We start from the raw sequence: 17,273 nt of genomic DNA on the forward strand, positions 1-17,273 counted from the left end.
CCGGAGCAATCCAGATTCCCCCCGATGAGGGATCCGGGTAGGGCCTGTCCGATGGGTCAGGGTGAGGGGCCGCGGCGTCTGGTGTGGATGTTTCGGCAACAACGGGGCCCGGCGGCGTTCAGGTGTGGGGGAGAGGTGCCGTGCCAAGCGTCACAGGCCCAGCCCTGACCATCGGCCGGGCCGTAGTGGGCATGCTGACTACTTGTCGACGGATGGCTCGGGCTTCGCCCGGAGTTCGTCGAGCCGCAGAAACGCCAGCGCGCGGCGTATCAGATCGACGAGTTCTTCGGGCTCGTCCTGCCAGGCCCAGTGCTCCATGGTGACGGTGAACGCATCCAGCACCGCGGTGGTAAGCAGACGCACTTCGAGACTGTCGACGGGGGCCTCCGCGCGGGACGCCAGCGCGGGCGCGAGCCGTTCCTGCATCTCCCGCCCCGCGGCGAGCCAGCGCATCTTCAGGACGGGGACGGTCCCCAAGATCCGGACCAGCCGACGGGCCCGGGCGGCGTCCTCCAGGCGCCGCTCGGCCATCGCCGTGCCGAAGGACGCCTCGATGGCGGCGCTGAGCGGTTCCTCGACCGGATGTTCCGTGAGGACGTCCACGAGTTGGCCGACGCTGGAGGCGAAGAGGGGGGTGAGGGCGTCCTCCTTCGCCGGGCAGTAGCGGTAGAAGGTGCGCAGGGAGATGCCCGCGGCCGAGGCGATGTCCTCGACTGTCGTCGTGTCATATCCGCGGTCGGCGAACAGGGCCGCCGCGGTCTCCGCGATCTCCAGCTGAGTCTGAAGGCGCCGATGTTCCGTCAGGGACGGACGGCCCCGCGCTGCCGCCATTGTGTGCTCCTTGCCGTGCTTGACCTCGGCCTTATTGTCACAGACAGAATTATTGGCACGCCATGCCAAAAAAGCGTATGTTGATCAACGGCTGATCAGGAGCCGATCGGACAGTGGTCGATTCGTCTGCTACGCCCGTGCTGTCGCGCTATCCCTGCCTGCCCGCGCGCAGGTGGGGGCCGCGCGGCGAACGGCGATTGCCGATCGGCGGCGTACGGCCAACGGCCGACGCGTGGTGATCAGTGACCGGTGAACGTACAGCGTCAGCGAAGGAGCCGACCATGTCCCGCACTTACCTCATCACCGGAGCCGCCTCCGGTATCGGCAAGGCCACCGCAACCCGGCTCAAGGAGCAGGGGCACACGGTCATCGGCGCCGACCTCAATGACGCCGATATCGTCGCGGACCTCGCCACCCGCGATGGCCGGGCCCATCTGGTCCAGCACGCAAGCGAGTTGAGCGGTGGGCGGCTCGACGCCGTGATCGCGGGCGCCGGCCTCGCCGGTTTCGCACCGCGCGCCGTCAGCGTCAACTACTTCGGCGCGGTCGCCACCTTGGAAGGGCTGCGCCCTCTGCTCGCCGCCGGTACGGACCCGCGTGCCGTGGTCATCGCCTCGGTCGCCTCAGTCCACCCCCACGACACGGCCATCGCCGACGCGGCGCTCGCCGGTGACGAGGAAGCGGCGCTGGCCGCCGCCCAGGCAGCGGTCTACCGGGGAGAGGGCTATGCGATCTACGGCTCGACCAAGGCCGCCATCGCCCGATGGATACGCCGCACCGCCGTGACCGCCGACTGGGCGGGCGCCGGTATCCCCCTCAACGCCATTGCCCCCGGAACCGTCGTCACCCCCATGACGGAACCCATGCTGGCCAGCCCCGATGTGCGCAAGATCGTCGACGCGACCGTCCCCATGCCGCTGCACGGCCACGCCCAGCCGGCACAGATCGCTCCCCTCCTGACCTGGCTCACCTCTCCCGAGAACGAACTGGTCACCGGTCAGGTCGTCTTCATCGACGGCGGCGCCGACGCCGTACTGCGCGGCGACGGCACTTGGTGAGCCGTCGAGGGAAACGGCCGATCAGAGACAACCCGCGGTCATCGCAATCCGCAATCATCGGAGGCCCGTCTGTGCACACGCTCACTCGTACCACCGTCGTCACTGCCGACCCCGATGCCGTCTGGCAGATCATCGGCAAGTTCGGCGGCCTCGCCGACTGGCACCCCCTGCTGCCGCCGTCGGTGATCGAGGACGGCGCCGATCCCGAGACGCCCGGGGCGGTACAGGCGTTCTCCGTCAACGGCCAAGTGGTCATCCGGGAACAGCTCCTGGAGAAGGACGACTCGCGCCGGATGTTCCGTTACACCATTCATGAATCCGTCGTCCCCGTCTCCGACTACGTCTCCATGCTGTCCGTGCACCCGCACGAGGCGGGCGCCGAGATCCGCTGGGCTGCGACATACGAGGCCGCCGACGAACACGTCCCCGAGATCGAGAAGCACTTCGGCGACAACATCTACACCACCGGCCTGGACGCCCTCAAAGAACGCTTCGCCCTACCTGCCCCGGTCCTGTCCGGCGTGTCATGCGCAAAGCCAGAGGCGAAGGGCTGCGACGGTGACGGTGACGGTGCTGTGAAAGACGTACGCCCTCTTGTCGAAGCGCGTGTCTCGATCTGCCGCCGCCGCGGGTAGCGGCGGTTGCGGCGTGATGAGTAGGCCTTGTCGCCGCCCAGATGGTCCGGCCGGGTGCGCGAATGGCCGCCGGCCGGGGTGCGCTTGCCGGGTTTCCACGGTGGAGACCCGAGGCCGCCCGAGCCGCCGCTGCCCACACTGCGGGCGGTGGCTCCGGCCCTGCTGCAGCGCGACCTTGTCCCGAAGGAATGGGCGAGGACGACGATGCCCGCGCCTGATCACTCCCGCCGGCGCCGGTCAGGAGCGTATGCAGGGTGGCCTGATGGAGCTCTCCGCGGAGTATCTGGCCCTGGCCGGCGGCCGCCCGTACTGGCCCGGTGTTCGCGGTCGCGGACTGTGACGCCGCCGGGGGGAGTGTCACCGAGAACGGCGGCAGCCTGCAGATGGGTCCCGAGGATGCGGAGGCGTCGGGCGGCCGGCTGTCTGCCTCGACCCGGCCGGCGCGGTTTTCGTGGTGCTCAAGCCCATGGACGGCCCTGATTAAAAGCGGAAATTGCAGAGCAAAGGCATAATTTCCCGGCTGGCTCTCCAAGGGCCGGTGCCGGATCGCCATGAGGTCGGCGCTTGATCCGGGCCTACGGGATGGGGCACCGGATCATGCTGCGTCGCACGCTGATCGTTGCGCATCGCCCCGGAGATCCCGCAGTCGTATCCGCTCCGGTCCCGGATTGAGTCCGTCCTACCCCTCCCCGCCAGGGGGTACCCGGCGGTAATGTCACCGCCCTCCTCCTAGGAGGAGGCGGCGCTTCCGGGGCCGGGTATCGATCTCGACAGTGCGAGGGGCCTGATGGCAGCGAACAATCATCCCGCGCATTCTCGTGGGTCGTACGGCGGTTCCGAGGAGCGCTGGCAGCGGATGTGGAGCCATCGCGAGCAGTTGCTGAAGGTGGCTCGCCGGAGGTCCATGAGCCTTGAGGACGCCGAGGACGCGGTGCACGAGGCCATGCTGCGCGCGGTGGAGAACCCCCATGTCGACGAGGAGCGGCTCGGGGCGTGGCTGACGACCGTGACGATGCGGCTGTGTGCCGACCGGTACCGGCAGGTCAACCGCGAGGCGCAGGTGGGCAGTCGGTCGACGTTCGCCGTCCCCCCGCCCCCGGCCGTCGAGGAAGAGGTGTGCGACCGCGCGGAGGCCAAGTGGCTGGCGAGCCGGAGCGGTGAGCTGCCCGCACGGCAGGCCGAGGCGCTCTGGCTGAAGTCGGAGGACCTGGACGTCGGTCAGGTCGCCCGGAAGATGGGGCTGAGCTACCGCACGGTCGAGTCGCTGCTGGCGAGGGCGCGGCGGACGCTGCGCAACTCGCTCGCCGCGACGCTCGGGGCTGCCCTGTGGCTGGTCTCGCAGGGACGGCAGCGAGCGGGCGGTGGTGGCGCGCAGGCCGCGACCCTGGTGTCCACGGCGGCGACGCTGGCCGTGCTGGGATTCGCCGCGCCCCACTACCCGTACGCGCCGGACGAAGCCCGTCCCGGGCCGGTCTCCCCGGAGGAGGCGGAGGAGTGGCCCACGGCCTCGTACGACAGCGACGCGCCGTCGTCGTCTTGGGGTGCCACCTCCGCGCCCGGCCGTGCGGGTGGGGAGCTCGGCATCGATCTGACCGCGGAAGTGCCGGCGATGCTGCCCGAGGCGGTGATGCTCCCGGGGCTGGCGGTTCCCTCCGTGCCCGCCGTCCCGCCGGCTCTGCGCATACCGTCGGTTCCGACCGTTCCCTCGGTCCCGTCCGTGTCGTCGCGTCCCGGCATCCCGGACGTTCCCGGCGCCTCGTCGGCCGGTGACGTTCCGTCGGCCCCCTCCGCCGACTCGGCTCGGTCGCAGATCTCGAATATGTCCGATCTGTCCGGTCCTTCCGCTTCGGGCTCCCCCTCGAGCGTCGTCCCGTCGGCCGGCCTGGGCGGCAGCGCCACCGAGCCGCTCGCCGACCCGCTGCCCACGGGCTCCTTGCACACCGACGTTCAGCCCTGATCAGAGCGCGATTACCAGCCCGTTAAAAAAATTCGGATTCCTAGCGACGGACGGGCCGCCCGCCCCCGTAGAGCAGATGACAGAGCTGCTCCCGGGGCTGAAGGGCGGACCGAATGGGTGTCGAGATCTGTGTGGAAGGGTTGACGAAATCCTTCGGACACCAGGTCATCTGGCAGGACGTGTCGCTCACGCTGCCCGCAGGGGAGATCTCCGTCCTGCTCGGCCCGTCCGGCACGGGTAAGTCCGTCTTCCTCAAAACGCTCGTCGGCCTGCTCAAGCCCGACAGAGGCTCCATATGGATCGACGGGAAGGACGTCACCCGGCTCCGCGAGCACGACCTCTACGAGGTGCGGAAGCTGTTCGGCGTCCTCTTCCAGGACGGTGCGCTGTTCGGCTCGATGGATCTCTACGACAACATCGCCTTCCCGCTGCGCGAGCACACCCGCAAGTCCGAGCGCGAGATCCGGCAGATCGTGCTCGAAAAGATGGACATGGTCGGCCTGCTCGGAGCCGAGGGGAAGCTGCCCGGTGAGATATCCGGGGGTATGCGCAAACGGGCCGGTCTTGCGCGGGCCCTGGTGCTCGATCCGGAGATCATCCTGTTCGACGAGCCCGACTCCGGCCTCGACCCGGTGCGGGTGGCCTATCTGAACCAGCTGATCGTCGATCTGAACGCCCAGATCGACGCGACGTTCCTGATCGTCACGCACGACATCGCCTCGGCCCGCCTGGTGCCGGACAACATCGGGCTGCTGTTCCGGCGCGAGCTGGTGATGTTCGGGCCCAGGGAAGAGCTGCTGTCCAGTGGTGAGCCGGTGGTCGGCCAATTCCTCAACGGGCGCATGCAGGGCCCCATCGGCATGGCCGAGGAGAAGGACGCCGCCCAGGTCGAACAGGAGCTGGCCGAGCTCGATGCCGGCAACCACCGCGGCCCCAAGGGCGGCAAGGGCGCGTCCGGCGCGGGTGTCACCCCCCGCCTGCTGCCCAGCGAGGGCATCGTCCGCCCACCCCGCTGGGAGGAGATCGCCGAGTACGAGGAGAAGATGCAGCGGCTGCGTGACCTGCGCGCTGCCTCGAAGGGTGCGGTCGGCGTGGACGGCCCGGGGGTGACCGGCATATGAGCCTGTCGCCCACCAACGCGCTGAAACATTCCGGCAGCCTGTTCGCGCTGTTCCTGGACGTCCTGCGGACCCTTCCGCGACGGCCGCTCCAGATACGCGAGTTCATCCAGCAGTCCTGGTTCATCGCGAGCGTCACGATTCTGCCCACCGCGCTGGTCTCCATCCCCTTCGGAGCCGTGATCGCGCTCCAGATCGGCAGTCTGACCCGGCAGCTGGGGGCGCAGTCGTTCTCCGGCGCCGCCTCGGTCCTCACGGTGCTGCGCGAGGCGTCGCCGATCGTGACCGCGCTGCTCATCGCGGGCGCCGGCGGCTCCGCGATCTGCGCGGACCTCGGGGCGCGCAAGATCCGCGAGGAGATCGACGCCATGGAAGTGCTCGGGATCGACCCGATCCACCGACTGGTCGTCCCGCGGGTGGTGGCCTCGATGGCCGTCGCGGTGCTGCTCAACGGACTGGTCTCGGTGGTCGGCGTGGCCGGCGGCTACTTCTTCAACGTGGTCCTGCAGAACGGGACCCCCGGCGCCTATCTGGCCTCCTTCACCACCCTCGCGCAGTTGCCCGACCTGTACTGGGCCGAGCTGAAGGCGCTGCTCTTCGGCGCCATCGCCGCGATCGTCGCCTCGTACAAGGGCCTGACGGCCAAGGGCGGACCCAAAGGCGTCGGCGACGCGGTGAACCAGTCGGTCGTCATCACCTTCATGTTGCTGTTCGTCGTCAACTTCGTGATGACGGCGATCTACTTCCAAGTCGTTCCGCAGAGGGGTTAGTCGATGGCGCTGTCGGAACGATTCCTCTCAGGCCCCCTCCGCTCCCTTGAGGAGCTCGGCGGCCAGCTGTCCTTCTACGGCCGCTCGCTCGGCTGGACCGCCCGCACGCTGCGCCGCTACAAGAAGGAAGTCCTGCGCCTGCTGGCCGAGGTGAGCTTCGGCCGCGGAGCGCTGGCGGTCATCGGCGGCACCGTCGGGGTCATCGCGTTCCTCACCTTCTTCACCGGAACCGAGGTCGGCCTCCAGGGGTACGCCGCGCTCAACCAGCTCGGCACGTCGAACTTCGTGGCGTTCATCTCCGCCTACTTCAACACCCGGGAGATCGCGCCACTGGTCGCGGGGCTCGCCCTCTCCGCGACGGTCGGCGCCGGATTCACCGCCCAGCTCGGCGCGATGCGGATCAGCGAAGAGGTCGACGCGCTGGAGGTGATGGGCGTCCCCTCGCTGCCCTTTCTGGTCACCACGAGGATGATCGCCGGTTTCGTCGCGGTGATCCCGCTGTACGTGATCGGGCTGCTCTCCTCGTACTTCGCCGCCCGCACGATCACCACCGGCTACTACGGGCAGTCGGCAGGCACGTACGACCACTACTTCCAGCAGTACCTGCCGCCCATCGACGTGTTGTGGTCCTTCGGCAAGGTGATCGTCTTCGCCGTCGTGATCATTCTCGTCCACTGCTACTACGGCTACTACGCGAAGGGCGGCCCGGCGGGCGTCGGCGTCGCGGTGGGCCGGGCGGTGCGCACCTCCATCGTCGCCATCAACATCATGGACTTCTTCCTCAGCCTGGCGATCTGGGGAGCCACCACGACTGTGCGGATCGCGGGGTAGCAGACAGATGCCGATACTGACACCGACACGGAGGCCGGCGCCGGCGCCGGCTCCGTCCCCGGGGAAAGCATGGACGCCCGCCGCCAAGCTGCGGCTCTACGGCATCGTCTTCCTCGTCGTCCTCGGGTTGCTGCTGACGCTGGCGGTCGCCGTCTACCAGAAGGCGTTCACCCCGTCCGTCCCGATCACCCTGCAGGCGAGCACGACCGGCAACCAGCTCGATCCGGGCGCCGACGTCAAGCTGCGCGGCCTGATCGTCGGAGAGGTCCGGGACATACGGGCCGACGGTGAGAAGGCGACGCTCGACCTCGCGCTCAAGCCCGAGCGCGCGTCCCACATCCCGGCCGACGTCCAGGCCCGGCTGCTGCCCAAGACGCTGTTCGGCGAGAAGTACGTCGACCTGGTCGTCCCCGCCCACTCCCCGCAGCGACCCATCCAGGCCGGAGACGTCATCACCCAGGACCGCACCAAGGCCGGCATCGAACTCCAGAAGCTGATGGACGACCTGCTGCCGCTGCTGCGCGCGGTCCAGCCGGGCAAACTGAACGCCACGCTGTCCGCGTTCGCCGACGCGCTGGAGGGGCGCGGTGACGAGATCGGCACCAACCTCGCCCGGGTGGACCGCTATTTCCACGAACTCAACCCGCACATGCCTGCCATACAGGCGAACATCTCGAAGCTCGCGGACGTGGCCGAGATCTACGGGGACGCCGCCCCCGACCTTTTGCGGACCCTGCGCAACACGATCACCAGCAGCAAGACGCTGGTGGAGAAGAAGCAAGCGTTCGCCTCGGCCCTGACCGGGACCACCACCTTCGCGGGCACCGGGGAGAAAGTGATCGACGACAACTCCGAGCGGCTCATCGGCCTGTCCCGGGTCTCCCGGCCCACCCTGGCGCTGCTCGCCCGCTACTCGCCCGAATACCCCTGTCTGCTGCGCGGCCTGGTGAAGTCGGAGCCGCTGTCCGAGCAGATCTTCGAGGGCGGAAAGATGCACATCACCCTGGAGGTCGCCCTGCCCCGCCCGCCCTACCGCCCCGGCGAGGAGCCGCGCTACGCCGATCGCTCAGGACCGAGCTGCCGGGGCCTGCCCAGTCCGCAGAAGCCGTTTCCAGGGACCGCGTTGAACGACGGCACCAAGGGCTCCGGCGGTGCTTCCCCTTCCACGCCGGGCCCGCTCGGCGGCATCGCCGGTACGGCCGCGGAGCAGCAGGTCGTCGGTTCGCTCGTGGCCCCGGTCATGGGCGTGCCCGCCGATGAGGTGCCCGGCGTGGCGACCCTGCTCTTCGGCCCGATGGCCCGCGGAACGGCGGTGAGCGTCGCATGAAGGCACGGGAAACGGCCGCACCGCTGATCAAGTTCAGCCTCTTCGCTGTAGTGACCGTCCTGGCGACGGCGCTGCTCGCGGCCACGATCGTCAACATCCGGTTCACCGACGAGGACACCTACCAGGCGGTGTTCAGCGACGTCACAGGCCTGGAGGAGGGTGACGACATCCGGGTGGCCGGGGTCAGGGTCGGCGAGGTCCAGGACATCCGGATCAAGGACCGGACGCTGGCCGAGGTCGAGTTCACCGCCTCCAGCGACCGGCCGCTGCTCGCCTCCTCAGGCGCTGTCATCCGCTACCGCAATCTCGTCGGACAGCGGTACATCGCGCTGACCGAGGGCGCGGGCAAGAGCAGCGAGCGACTGCGGTCCGGAGCCACCATCCCGCTCTCCAGGACCCAGCCCGCTCTCGACCTCAACGCGCTGCTCAACGGCTTCAAGCCACTGTTCGCCGCGCTGAGTCCCAAGGACACCAACCAGCTGGCCACGGAGATCATCAAGACCCTCCAGGGTGAGGGCGGCACGATCAACAGCCTGCTCGCACACACGGCTTCGCTCACCACGACCCTCGCCGACCGCGACGAGCTGATCGGCTCGGTGATCGACAACCTCAACCAGGTGCTCGGCACGCTGGACCAGCGCAGTGCGCGCTTCTCCGGCCTCCTCAAGCAGCTGCAGCGGGTGGTGTCCGGGCTGTCCGCCGACCGTAAGGCGATCGGCGACTCGCTGGCAGGCATCAGCGACCTGGCCGGCGCCACCTCGGGCCTGCTCGAAGACGGACGTCCGGCGCTGAAGTCCGACATCGCCCAGCTGTCCCGGCTCACCGGAACGCTCAACAAGAACGAGAAGACCGTGGAGGGCGTCCTGAAACGGCTCCCGCACAAGCTCAACAAGCTGACCGCCACCGGCTCGTACGGCTCCTGGTTCAACTTCTACCTGTGCGACTTCGACGGCCGTGTCGTGCTGCCGAACACCGCGCAGGCCATCACGCCGCGGCTGCACGTCGACCAGGCGAGGTGTGGTCGGTGATCCCTTTCCGCGAACGCAACCCCGTAAAGATCGGGGCGGCCGGCCTCACCACCATCGCGCTGCTGCTCGCCGCGGCGTTCAATGTGGACAGCCTTCCGCTGATCGGCAGCGGCGATCAGTACAGCGCCGCCTTCTCCGAGGCGGGCGGGCTGAAGGGCGGTGACGAGGTCCGGATCGCCGGGGTCAAGGTCGGCAAGGTCGACGACGTCGAGCTGGACGGTGACCACGTCAAGGTCAGCTTCCGGGTCAAGGGCGAGCCGCAGTTCGGGACCAGGACCGGCGCCGCCATCCGGGTCAAGACGATCCTCGGCGCCAAGTACCTCTCCCTGGAGCCCAAGGGGACCGGGCAGTTGGAGCCCGGCAGCCAGATCCCGATCAACCGGACCGTCTCGGCGTACGACGTGGTGCAGGCGTTCAGCGACCTCGCCACGACCAGCGAGAAGGTCGACACCAAGCAGGTGGCCAAGGCGATGGACGCGATCTCGGCGACGTTCAAGGACTCGCCCCCCGAGGTCAAGGCGTCGCTCAACGGCCTGTCCCGGCTGTCCAAGACCGTGGCCTCGCGCGACAAGGCGCTGGGCGATCTGCTCAAGCGCGCCAACGGCGTCACCGGGGTGCTCTCCGACCGCTCGGACGAGCTCACCTCCATGATGAAAGATGGCAACGCACTGTTCGAGGAGATCAGCAAGCGGCGCCAGGTCATCCACACCCTGCTGGTCAACGCCACGACGCTCGGGGTGCAACTCTCGGGGCTCGTCGAGGACAACCGGAAGCAGATCGGTCCGGCGCTGGCCCGGCTGAACACGGTCGTCCAGATGCTGCAGCGCAACGAGAAGAGCCTCAACCGCAGCGTCAAGCTGATGGCGCCGTTCGCCCGGGTCTTCACCAACACCCTCGGCAACGGCCGCTGGTTCGACACCTACATCCAGAACATGGTCGCGGCTCAACCCGCCTCGCCCCGCAGCGGCGGATCCGCGCAGACATCCCCGGGAGGGTCGCAATGAAGGCCGCCTCCAGGAGGAACCGACCGCAGCTGGCGCCGCGCAAGCTGCAGCGCCGTATCGCGCTCGCCGTCGCGCTGGCGCTCGTCACGGGACTCACCGTCGCGCTGTGGCCGCAGAAGGACAACGTGCGGGTCACCGCGTACTTCCCGCGTACCGTCGGCATCTACCCCGGCTCCGACGTCCGCGTGCTGGGCATCCGGATCGGCGAGGTCAAGAAGATCACGCCGCAGGGCTCCCGGGTGCGGGTGGATCTGGAGTACGAGGCGGACAAGAAGGTCCCCACGGACGCCAAGGCCGCCATCATCAACTCCTCCGTGGTCAGCGACCGTTACGTCCAGCTGCTGCCGGTGTACCGCGGCGGCCCGGAGATGAGGAGCGGCGACGTCATCCCGGAGAACCGCACGGCCGTCCCGGTCGAGCTGGACCGGATCAACGACAGCCTGCACACCACGGCCGAGGCGCTCGGCCCGCGCGGCGCCAACAAGGACGGCGCGCTGAACCGGCTGCTCGGGGTCAGCGCGGACAACCTGAAGGGGCAGGGCGGCAAGATGCACCAGACGGTGAAGGACCTCTCGCTGGCCGTCTCCGCCCTTTCGGACAGCCGCAAGAACATGTTCGGGACGGTCCGGAACCTGCAGGTGTTCACGTCCGCGATGGCGGCGGACGACAAGAGCGTCCGGACCTTCAACGACAGCCTGGCCGGCGTGGCGGGCCAACTCTCCGGTGAGCGTAAGGAACTCGGGGAGGCGCTCAGGCAACTGTCGATCGCCCTGAAGGACGTGGCCGGATTCGTCAAGGGCAACAAGAAGTCGCTGACCTCCAATGTGAAGGGTCTCAGCGAGGTGACGCGTGTGCTGGTCAAGCAGCGCGCCGCGCTGGAGGAGCTGATGGACGTCGCACCCGCCGGTCTCGGCAACCTCAACAACGCGTACAACCCGGAGTCCGGCACGCTGGACACCCGCAACAACAGCGAGCAATCGCATGACCCGGCCAGTGCGCTGTGCTCGATCCTCAAGACAACGGGAGACAGGTCCGACTGCGGGGAGCTGCGGAAGCTCTTCGACTCGCTCCCCGAGGTGCCGAAGGGCGACCCTCTCACCGGAGCGCCCCAGCAGGCCTCCGCAGGGACTGCCACAACGGACAAGACGCTTGGCGGGATTCTGGGGGTCAGCGCATGACCGCCCCGAACGCGGCCGCCTGCCCCGCACGGCGGCACAAGACCGGCTTCGCGCGGAATGCCCGGCGCACGGCCGCCCTGTGGGTGGCCGCCGGGTCGGTGCTGCTGTCCGGCTGCGAGTTCAACGGCCTGTACGACGTCCAGCTGCCGGGCGGCGCCGCCGCGGACGACGACGCGTACCACGTCACCGTCGAGTTCCGGGACGTTCTCGACCTGGTGCCGCAGTCGGCGGTGAAGGTCAACAACGTCACCGTGGGCGCTGTCGAGAAGGTGGAGCTCAAAGGCTGGCACGCCAACGTCCGCCTGCGTATCGCGGACCATGTGAGGCTGCCGGAGAACGCGGTCGCCGAAATGCGCATGACCAGCGTGCTCGGCGAGAAGTACGTGTCTCTGGCCGAGCCGGCGGGCGTCGAGCCGGTCGGGAAGCTCAAGGACGGGGCGCGCATCCTGATGTCGCGCAGTGGCCGCACACCGGAGATCGAGGAGGTGCTTTCCGCCCTCTCCTCGCTGCTCAACGGCGGCGGTGTAGCCCACCTTCACACGATCACCAAAGAGCTGAACAACACGATGGGAGGCCGCGAGGAGCGGATCAAGAACCTGCTTGAGGAGCTGGACACGTTCGTCGGCGGGCTCGACCGGCAGCGCTCCCAGATCGTCCGCGCGCTGAACGGCATCGACCGGCTCTCCAACCGGCTCCGGGAGGAGAAGGCCGCGATCGGCGAGGCTGTCGACGCCATACCGCCCGCGCTCAAGGTGCTGGCCGACCAGCGCCGGAACCTCACGCGGATGCTGCGGTCCCTCTCCAGTCTCGGCAAGGTCTCGACGAAGGTGATCAACGCGTCCAAGGACGATGCCATCGCCAACCTGCGGAACCTGCAGCCGATCCTCGCCAAGCTCAACCAGGCGGGCAACGACCTGCCGAACGCGCTGGAGCTGCTGACCACCTATCCGTTCCCGCGCAACGCCCCGGACGCCATCAAGGGCGACTACACCAACCTGCACATCACTGCCGACCTCGACCTGAAGAGCATCTACGGAAACGTCACCGACGAGCCGAAGAAGCCGGGCGAGGGCAAGAACGACGACGGCGGGAAGCCCGGCGTGCCGGAGGCACCGGACGCGCCGAAGCCGCCGGACGTGCCGGACTTCCCCGGTCTCGTCAATCCCACCTCGCTCCCGAAGTTGGACGGTGACGGGGGCCAGGACGACGGTGACGGGGGCCAGGACACGGGCGGTGGCGACGTGCAGTGCCTGCCGCTGTGCACCGGAATCCAGGCCTCGTACGGCGCCTACTCCGACGCCGGCGGGTCGGCCTATCCCAGCGGTTTCGACCTGGCTCTCGCGAGGCTCATGACGAAGGGGATGCTGTCGTGATCACCCGTACGGTCAAGGCGCAGCTCATCGCCTTCTCTGCCGTCACCGCCGTAGGCGTGTCCTACGTCGGCGCGGAGTACGCCGGCCTCGGCGACCGGATCCTGGACCGCGACTACACCGTGCGGGCGCACTTCGCCGACTCCGGAGGTATCTACTCGGACGCCGAGGTGACCTACCGAGGGATCCCGGTGGGCCGCGTGGGCGACCTGCGCCTCGGCGACTCCGGCAGCTCCGTCGGTGTATCGGTGGACCTGCACATCGGGGACGGCTCGCGCATCCCCGCCGACACCCTCGCCGTGGTGGCCAACCGCTCGGCGGTGGGCGAGCAGTACGTCGATCTGCAGCCGCGCTCCAGGAGCGGCCCCTATCTGCGCGATGGCTCCGAGATCGCCCAGAAGGACACCCGTACCCCGCTGCAGACGACGCAGCTGATCAAGGGTCTCGACCGGTTCGTCGCGTCCGTCGACAAGAGGGACCTCAAGATCACGGTCGATGAGCTGGGCAAGGCGTTCGCGGGCACGGGGCCGCACCTGTCCCGGATGGTCGACTCGGGCAACTCGCTCGTGAAGGAGGCGAGCGACTCGCTCCCCCAGACGATCAAGTTGATCGAGGACTCCCAGGGTGTGCTGCAGACCCAGATCGACAAGGGCTCGTCCATCAAGTCCTTCTCCCGCGATCTGGCGGACCTCACCGAGCAGATCAAGAACAGCGACGGCGACTTCCGCAGGCTGATGGACGGCCAGACGTCGGCCGCGCACGAAATGGACTCGCTGCTGAAGGCCAACCAGAAGGCGCTGCCGGTGCTGCTGGGAAACCTCATCAGCGGAGGCCAGGTCAGCGCGGCACGGCTGCCGGGCATGGAGCAGACCCTGGTGACCTTCCCGGCCGTCGTCGCCGGCAGCTTCACGGTGCTCCCGGGCGACGGCACCAGCCACTTTGGTCTGGCCCTCAACTCCGACGAGCCGCCGTCCTGCCGGCAGGGATACGGCAGCACCCAGCGCCGCTCCCCAACGGACACCAGCGAGCGGCAGGCGAACACCTCGGTCCGCTGCACCGAGCCCCGCGGCAGCAAGACCTCGGTGCGCGGTGCGCAGAACGTCCCGCGGCCGGGCGGCTCCGGGAGCCAGGCCGACCTGGCGTCGTATGTCGCGCCCTACGATCCCGCGTCCGGCCTCATCCAGGGACCGGGCGGAGGGACCGTCCAGATCGGCTCGACCGGGGGAGAACAGAACGTGTTCGGAAAGGACTCATGGCAATGGATGCTCGTTGGACCGATGGCATGAATGCCATGAATATCCGGCTCCTGGCCGCCCGCGGCGGCGGGCCGCCGCTTCGCCTCCTCGTCAAGGGGGTGCGCTCGGCCCGCCGCAGCAGGGTGCTCCCGATGGGGCTGGCCGTCGCAGCCGTTCTGCTGGTGGCCCTCTCCGGCTACCTCGGCGTGCAGAAGTATCAGCACCACCAGCTGGACCAGCGGGAACAGCAGGCGCTGGCCGCGGCCCGGCAGTCCGTGCTCAACTTCACCTCGCTCGACTACCGGCACTACGGCCGGGACAGCAAGAACGTCCTGGACGGCGCCACCGGTGACTTCAAGAAGCAGTTCGCCGAGCAGAACAAGCAGCTCACCAAGCTGGTGGCCGCCAACAAGTCCGTCTCGCAGGGGCAGGTGCTGGAGGCGGGGATCATCCGGGCCGACGAGAAGTCCGCGCGGGTCCTGGTCGTGGGTGACAGCAAGGTCACCAACGTCGCCGCCCCGAAGGGGCAGGCCCGCAACTACCGGCTGCAGCTCGACCTCGTGCACGAGGGCGGGCGATGGCTGACGTCCAACGTCGAATTCGTCGGCTGACCGGCAAGTAAGGAGAAAGACCGTGGCGAAGCTGTCCGTTCGAGGGAGTGCCGGCAGCGGCACGACCCGGTCCCGTTCCTCCTTCGCCGCGGCTGCCCGTGCCGCGGCGAAACGAGCCGAGAAGGCACACGGCTCAGCCGCGGAGGAGCCCGCCGGGGAGCCGCGGCGCAGGGGCCTGATCGACGCGCTGAAGGCCGACACGTCCGCCGACAAGGCGGCCGCCGAGCCGAAGCCGAAGGCGAAGTCCGGGTCGGAGGAGGCGACGGCGGAGCCGAAGCGCCGTCGGTCCGGCCTGCTCGGCGCCGGACTCGCGCTCCTCGTCGTGGCGGGTCTCGCCGCGACGACGGTGCTCGGGCTCGACTACCGGGACGCCGAGAGCGCCGGCGAGGCCCGTACGGAGGCGCTCGCCGCCGCGCAAAAGGCGGCCCCGGCGATTCTGTCCTACGACTACCGGCACCTCGACAAGGACTTCGCTGCGGCGCGCAGCCACATCACGGGCGACTTCGAGGACAAGTACCGCAAGACCACGACGACGGTGGTCGCGCCCACCGCGAAGCGCTACCACGGGGTGGTCAAGGCCACGGTGGCGAAACCGGCGTCCGGCGACCCTGCGGCGTCGGTGGTGTCCGCGTCGCCGGACAAGGTGGTCGTTCTGCTCTTTATGAACCAGGTCACCAACAGCACCCAGGTCTCAGGCTCGCGCGTCGACCTCAACCGGGTGCGGATGACCCTGCAACGGACGTCCGACGGCTGGAAGGTCAGCGCTGTCGACGCGCTGTAGCCCCTGTACGAGACGTGGCGGCCGTGGTCAGGCGTCCTCGATGTCGAACGGGAACGACACCCGCCCACCCCGCATGCGCATGTGTCGAAGTCGGAACCGGAGTAGCCGCCGCCACCGTAGTCCTGCCGCCCCCGTACCCGTCATACCCGTACGTTCGGCCCGGTCTTCAGGCTGCTCGGCATCGTGCGCAAGGGGCAAGCGGTGGCGCATATGGTCGGTCGCGACCACAACGGCGTCGCCGCCGTTTCTCACTGCTTGTGGGTGAACCACGAGGCCACGCGCTCGCGCCGACCGAAACTGGACGATCGCGCCCGCTATTGTCACGTCTCGTGCCGTTGAGCTGTGCGTTTGTGAACCTCAAGCCCGGCGTCGGAAAGACGACGAGTGCTGTGTGGCTGGCCCACGCGCTTCATGAGTCGGGACTGTCGCCGCTGCTGGTCGACGGTGACCCAGCCGCTTCCGCGCTGCGCTGGAGCGAGCTGGCCGGCGGGTTTCCGTTTCCGGTGATCGCTCTGCCGGTGGGGGACGTCCACCGTCGCGTGAACGACTTCCTCGGCAACCGGCAGGCCGTCGTGCTCGATGCGCCCCAGCTGGAGGACCATCCCCGCATTGCCCGCAGCATCATGAGGTACGCCGGCGAGTGGATCGTGCCCGTGACCCCCGCCCCCATCGAACTGGACCGGATGGCACCCATCCTCGGCGAGATGGCGGACGTGCAGTCCCTGCGTGCCGAGCCGGCCCGCACGGCGGTCCTGCTCAATCGCACCAACCGTCCCGAGGCCACGCGCACCGGGCCCGATGCCGACGCTCGCGAGGCACTCACCGAGCGGGGTTTCGAGGTGCTGGACACCCAGATCGCGCGGCTCGACCTGTACGCCCAGTCCTTCGGGAACCCGGTCCAGGCCAAGGGCTCTGCGTACATGGACTTCGCGGAGGAACTGATCAAGCGTCAGGATGAGGTATGAGCCAGCGCAAGGAAAGCTACCGCGCGGCATTGCAGCGCGGACAGGACGTTGCCGCCCCACGGTCCACCAAGGTCACCACGCTGCAGAGCAGATACGTCCGGGTGACCGTCGAGGTGGATCCCGACTTGCGAGACGATCTGACCCGATGGGTGGGAGGGCCAGTCTCCTCAGTGGTGCTCATCGGCTCGACCGTCCTGCGTACCCTGGCCGCCACCGTCGGCAGGGTGTCTCGGCCCGGAAGCTAGGCTGGTTCGACTGGTTCGACTGGTTCGCCTGGTCACCGCAGGGGAGCACGTCTTTTCTCTTCAGGCCAGTGCGGTGCAGCCGGGGCACGTGCGTTCGGTTAACGTGGCTGTGTCGGGGTGGCTTGGCGCGAGCGACCGTATCCGGAAGGCCCCGGGTGCACCGGTACTCCGCGTCGGGCTCGGGTACCGGCGTTCCTTCCCTGTACGACGCAGGGACGGAACTCGCAGAAGCAGACCGCAGGTGAGATATGGAGACCAGCTTCGTGCCCGTCGCGAGCCCGCTACGGCGACCGCGAAACAGGGGGACGGGGGCAGCGGGGCACGGTCCG

Annotated in this window: 16 protein-coding genes and 3 pseudogenes; 17 read left to right on the plus strand and 2 right to left on the minus strand. The window is 68.7% G+C overall.

The window, feature by feature from the left end; all coding sequences use genetic code 11:
• Positions 1–198 precede the first annotated feature (198 nt).
• Positions 199–831, minus strand: a complete 633-nt coding sequence (locus tag FCH28_RS06875; RefSeq protein ID WP_136738786.1) for a TetR/AcrR family transcriptional regulator — start codon at positions 829–831, stop codon at positions 199–201.
• Positions 832–1,112: 281 nt separating this feature from the next.
• On the opposite strand from FCH28_RS06875, the gene FCH28_RS06880 reads away from it, so the two are divergent.
• Entirely contained in the window at positions 1,113–1,889 is a 777-nt protein-coding gene (locus FCH28_RS06880) for an SDR family oxidoreductase (protein WP_136738787.1), read from the plus strand.
• A gap of 71 nt (positions 1,890–1,960) precedes the next feature.
• Positions 1,961–2,371 (plus strand): annotated as a pseudogene (locus FCH28_RS39025) (SRPBCC family protein); the annotation flags it as partial.
• Between the two features lie 42 nt (positions 2,372–2,413).
• Here the strand turns inward: FCH28_RS39025 and FCH28_RS38480 are convergent.
• Positions 2,414–2,601: pseudogene (locus FCH28_RS38480) on the minus strand (IS5/IS1182 family transposase); the annotation flags it as partial.
• Positions 2,602–2,738: 137 nt separating this feature from the next.
• Here FCH28_RS38480 and FCH28_RS39030 point away from each other — a divergent pair.
• The 15 genes and pseudogenes from FCH28_RS39030 to FCH28_RS06965 all read left to right on the plus strand — a co-directional run.
• A pseudogene (locus FCH28_RS39030) lies at positions 2,739–3,008 on the plus strand (VOC family protein); the annotation flags it as partial.
• Positions 3,009–3,311: 303 nt separating this feature from the next.
• The gene (locus tag FCH28_RS06900) at positions 3,312–4,481 is read left to right on the plus strand and encodes an RNA polymerase sigma factor (RefSeq protein WP_136738788.1); all 1,170 of its coding nucleotides are present in this window, start codon (positions 3,312–3,314) and stop codon (positions 4,479–4,481) included.
• A gap of 113 nt (positions 4,482–4,594) precedes the next feature.
• Positions 4,595–5,602 (plus strand): ABC transporter ATP-binding protein, encoded by a 1,008-nt coding sequence (locus FCH28_RS06905; RefSeq protein ID WP_136738789.1) that lies wholly within the window; start codon positions 4,595–4,597, stop codon positions 5,600–5,602.
• Positions 5,599–6,369: an MlaE family ABC transporter permease gene (locus FCH28_RS06910; protein ID WP_136738790.1), complete on the plus strand. Its 771-nt coding sequence runs from the start codon at positions 5,599–5,601 to the stop codon at positions 6,367–6,369. Before FCH28_RS06905 ends, FCH28_RS06910 begins: the two co-directional genes overlap by 4 nt.
• 3 nt (positions 6,370–6,372) lie before the next feature.
• A complete protein-coding gene (locus FCH28_RS06915) occupies positions 6,373–7,200 on the plus strand; it encodes an MlaE family ABC transporter permease (RefSeq protein WP_136738791.1) in 828 nt (275 codons plus the stop codon).
• A 7-nt stretch (positions 7,201–7,207) separates the two neighbouring features.
• Positions 7,208–8,527: an MCE family protein gene (locus FCH28_RS06920; protein ID WP_136738792.1), complete on the plus strand. Its 1,320-nt coding sequence runs from the start codon at positions 7,208–7,210 to the stop codon at positions 8,525–8,527.
• A complete protein-coding gene (locus FCH28_RS06925) occupies positions 8,524–9,555 on the plus strand; it encodes an MCE family protein (protein ID WP_136738793.1) in 1,032 nt (343 codons plus the stop codon). Before FCH28_RS06920 ends, FCH28_RS06925 begins: the two co-directional genes overlap by 4 nt.
• A complete protein-coding gene (locus FCH28_RS06930) occupies positions 9,552–10,559 on the plus strand; it encodes an MCE family protein (RefSeq protein ID WP_136738794.1) in 1,008 nt (335 codons plus the stop codon). Before FCH28_RS06925 ends, FCH28_RS06930 begins: the two co-directional genes overlap by 4 nt.
• Complete coding sequence (locus FCH28_RS06935) at positions 10,556–11,737, plus strand: MCE family protein (RefSeq protein ID WP_187363770.1); 1,182 nt, start codon at positions 10,556–10,558, stop codon at positions 11,735–11,737. Before FCH28_RS06930 ends, FCH28_RS06935 begins: the two co-directional genes overlap by 4 nt.
• Positions 11,734–13,110, plus strand: coding sequence for an MCE family protein (locus FCH28_RS06940; RefSeq protein ID WP_136738795.1), 1,377 nt, complete (start codon positions 11,734–11,736; stop codon positions 13,108–13,110). Before FCH28_RS06935 ends, FCH28_RS06940 begins: the two co-directional genes overlap by 4 nt.
• Positions 13,107–14,393: an MCE family protein gene (locus FCH28_RS06945; protein WP_136738796.1), complete on the plus strand. Its 1,287-nt coding sequence runs from the start codon at positions 13,107–13,109 to the stop codon at positions 14,391–14,393. The genes FCH28_RS06940 and FCH28_RS06945 overlap by 4 nt, the downstream gene beginning before the upstream one ends.
• Positions 14,394–14,398: 5 nt before the next feature.
• Positions 14,399–14,953 (plus strand): hypothetical protein, encoded by a 555-nt coding sequence (locus FCH28_RS06950; protein WP_246102477.1) that lies wholly within the window; start codon positions 14,399–14,401, stop codon positions 14,951–14,953.
• Between the two features lie 22 nt (positions 14,954–14,975).
• Positions 14,976–15,734: a hypothetical protein gene (locus FCH28_RS06955; protein ID WP_136738797.1), complete on the plus strand. Its 759-nt coding sequence runs from the start codon at positions 14,976–14,978 to the stop codon at positions 15,732–15,734.
• Between the two features lie 329 nt (positions 15,735–16,063).
• On the plus strand, positions 16,064–16,699 hold the full coding sequence (locus FCH28_RS06960; protein ID WP_246102479.1) for a ParA family protein: 636 nt from the start codon (positions 16,064–16,066) through the stop codon (positions 16,697–16,699).
• Positions 16,696–16,944, plus strand: coding sequence for a hypothetical protein (locus FCH28_RS06965; RefSeq protein WP_136738798.1), 249 nt, complete (start codon positions 16,696–16,698; stop codon positions 16,942–16,944). Before FCH28_RS06960 ends, FCH28_RS06965 begins: the two co-directional genes overlap by 4 nt.
• Positions 16,945–17,273 lie beyond the last annotated feature (329 nt).

Source organism: Streptomyces piniterrae (assembly GCF_005048155.1).
Classification (GTDB): Bacteria; Actinomycetota; Actinomycetes; order Streptomycetales; family Streptomycetaceae; genus Streptomyces; species Streptomyces piniterrae.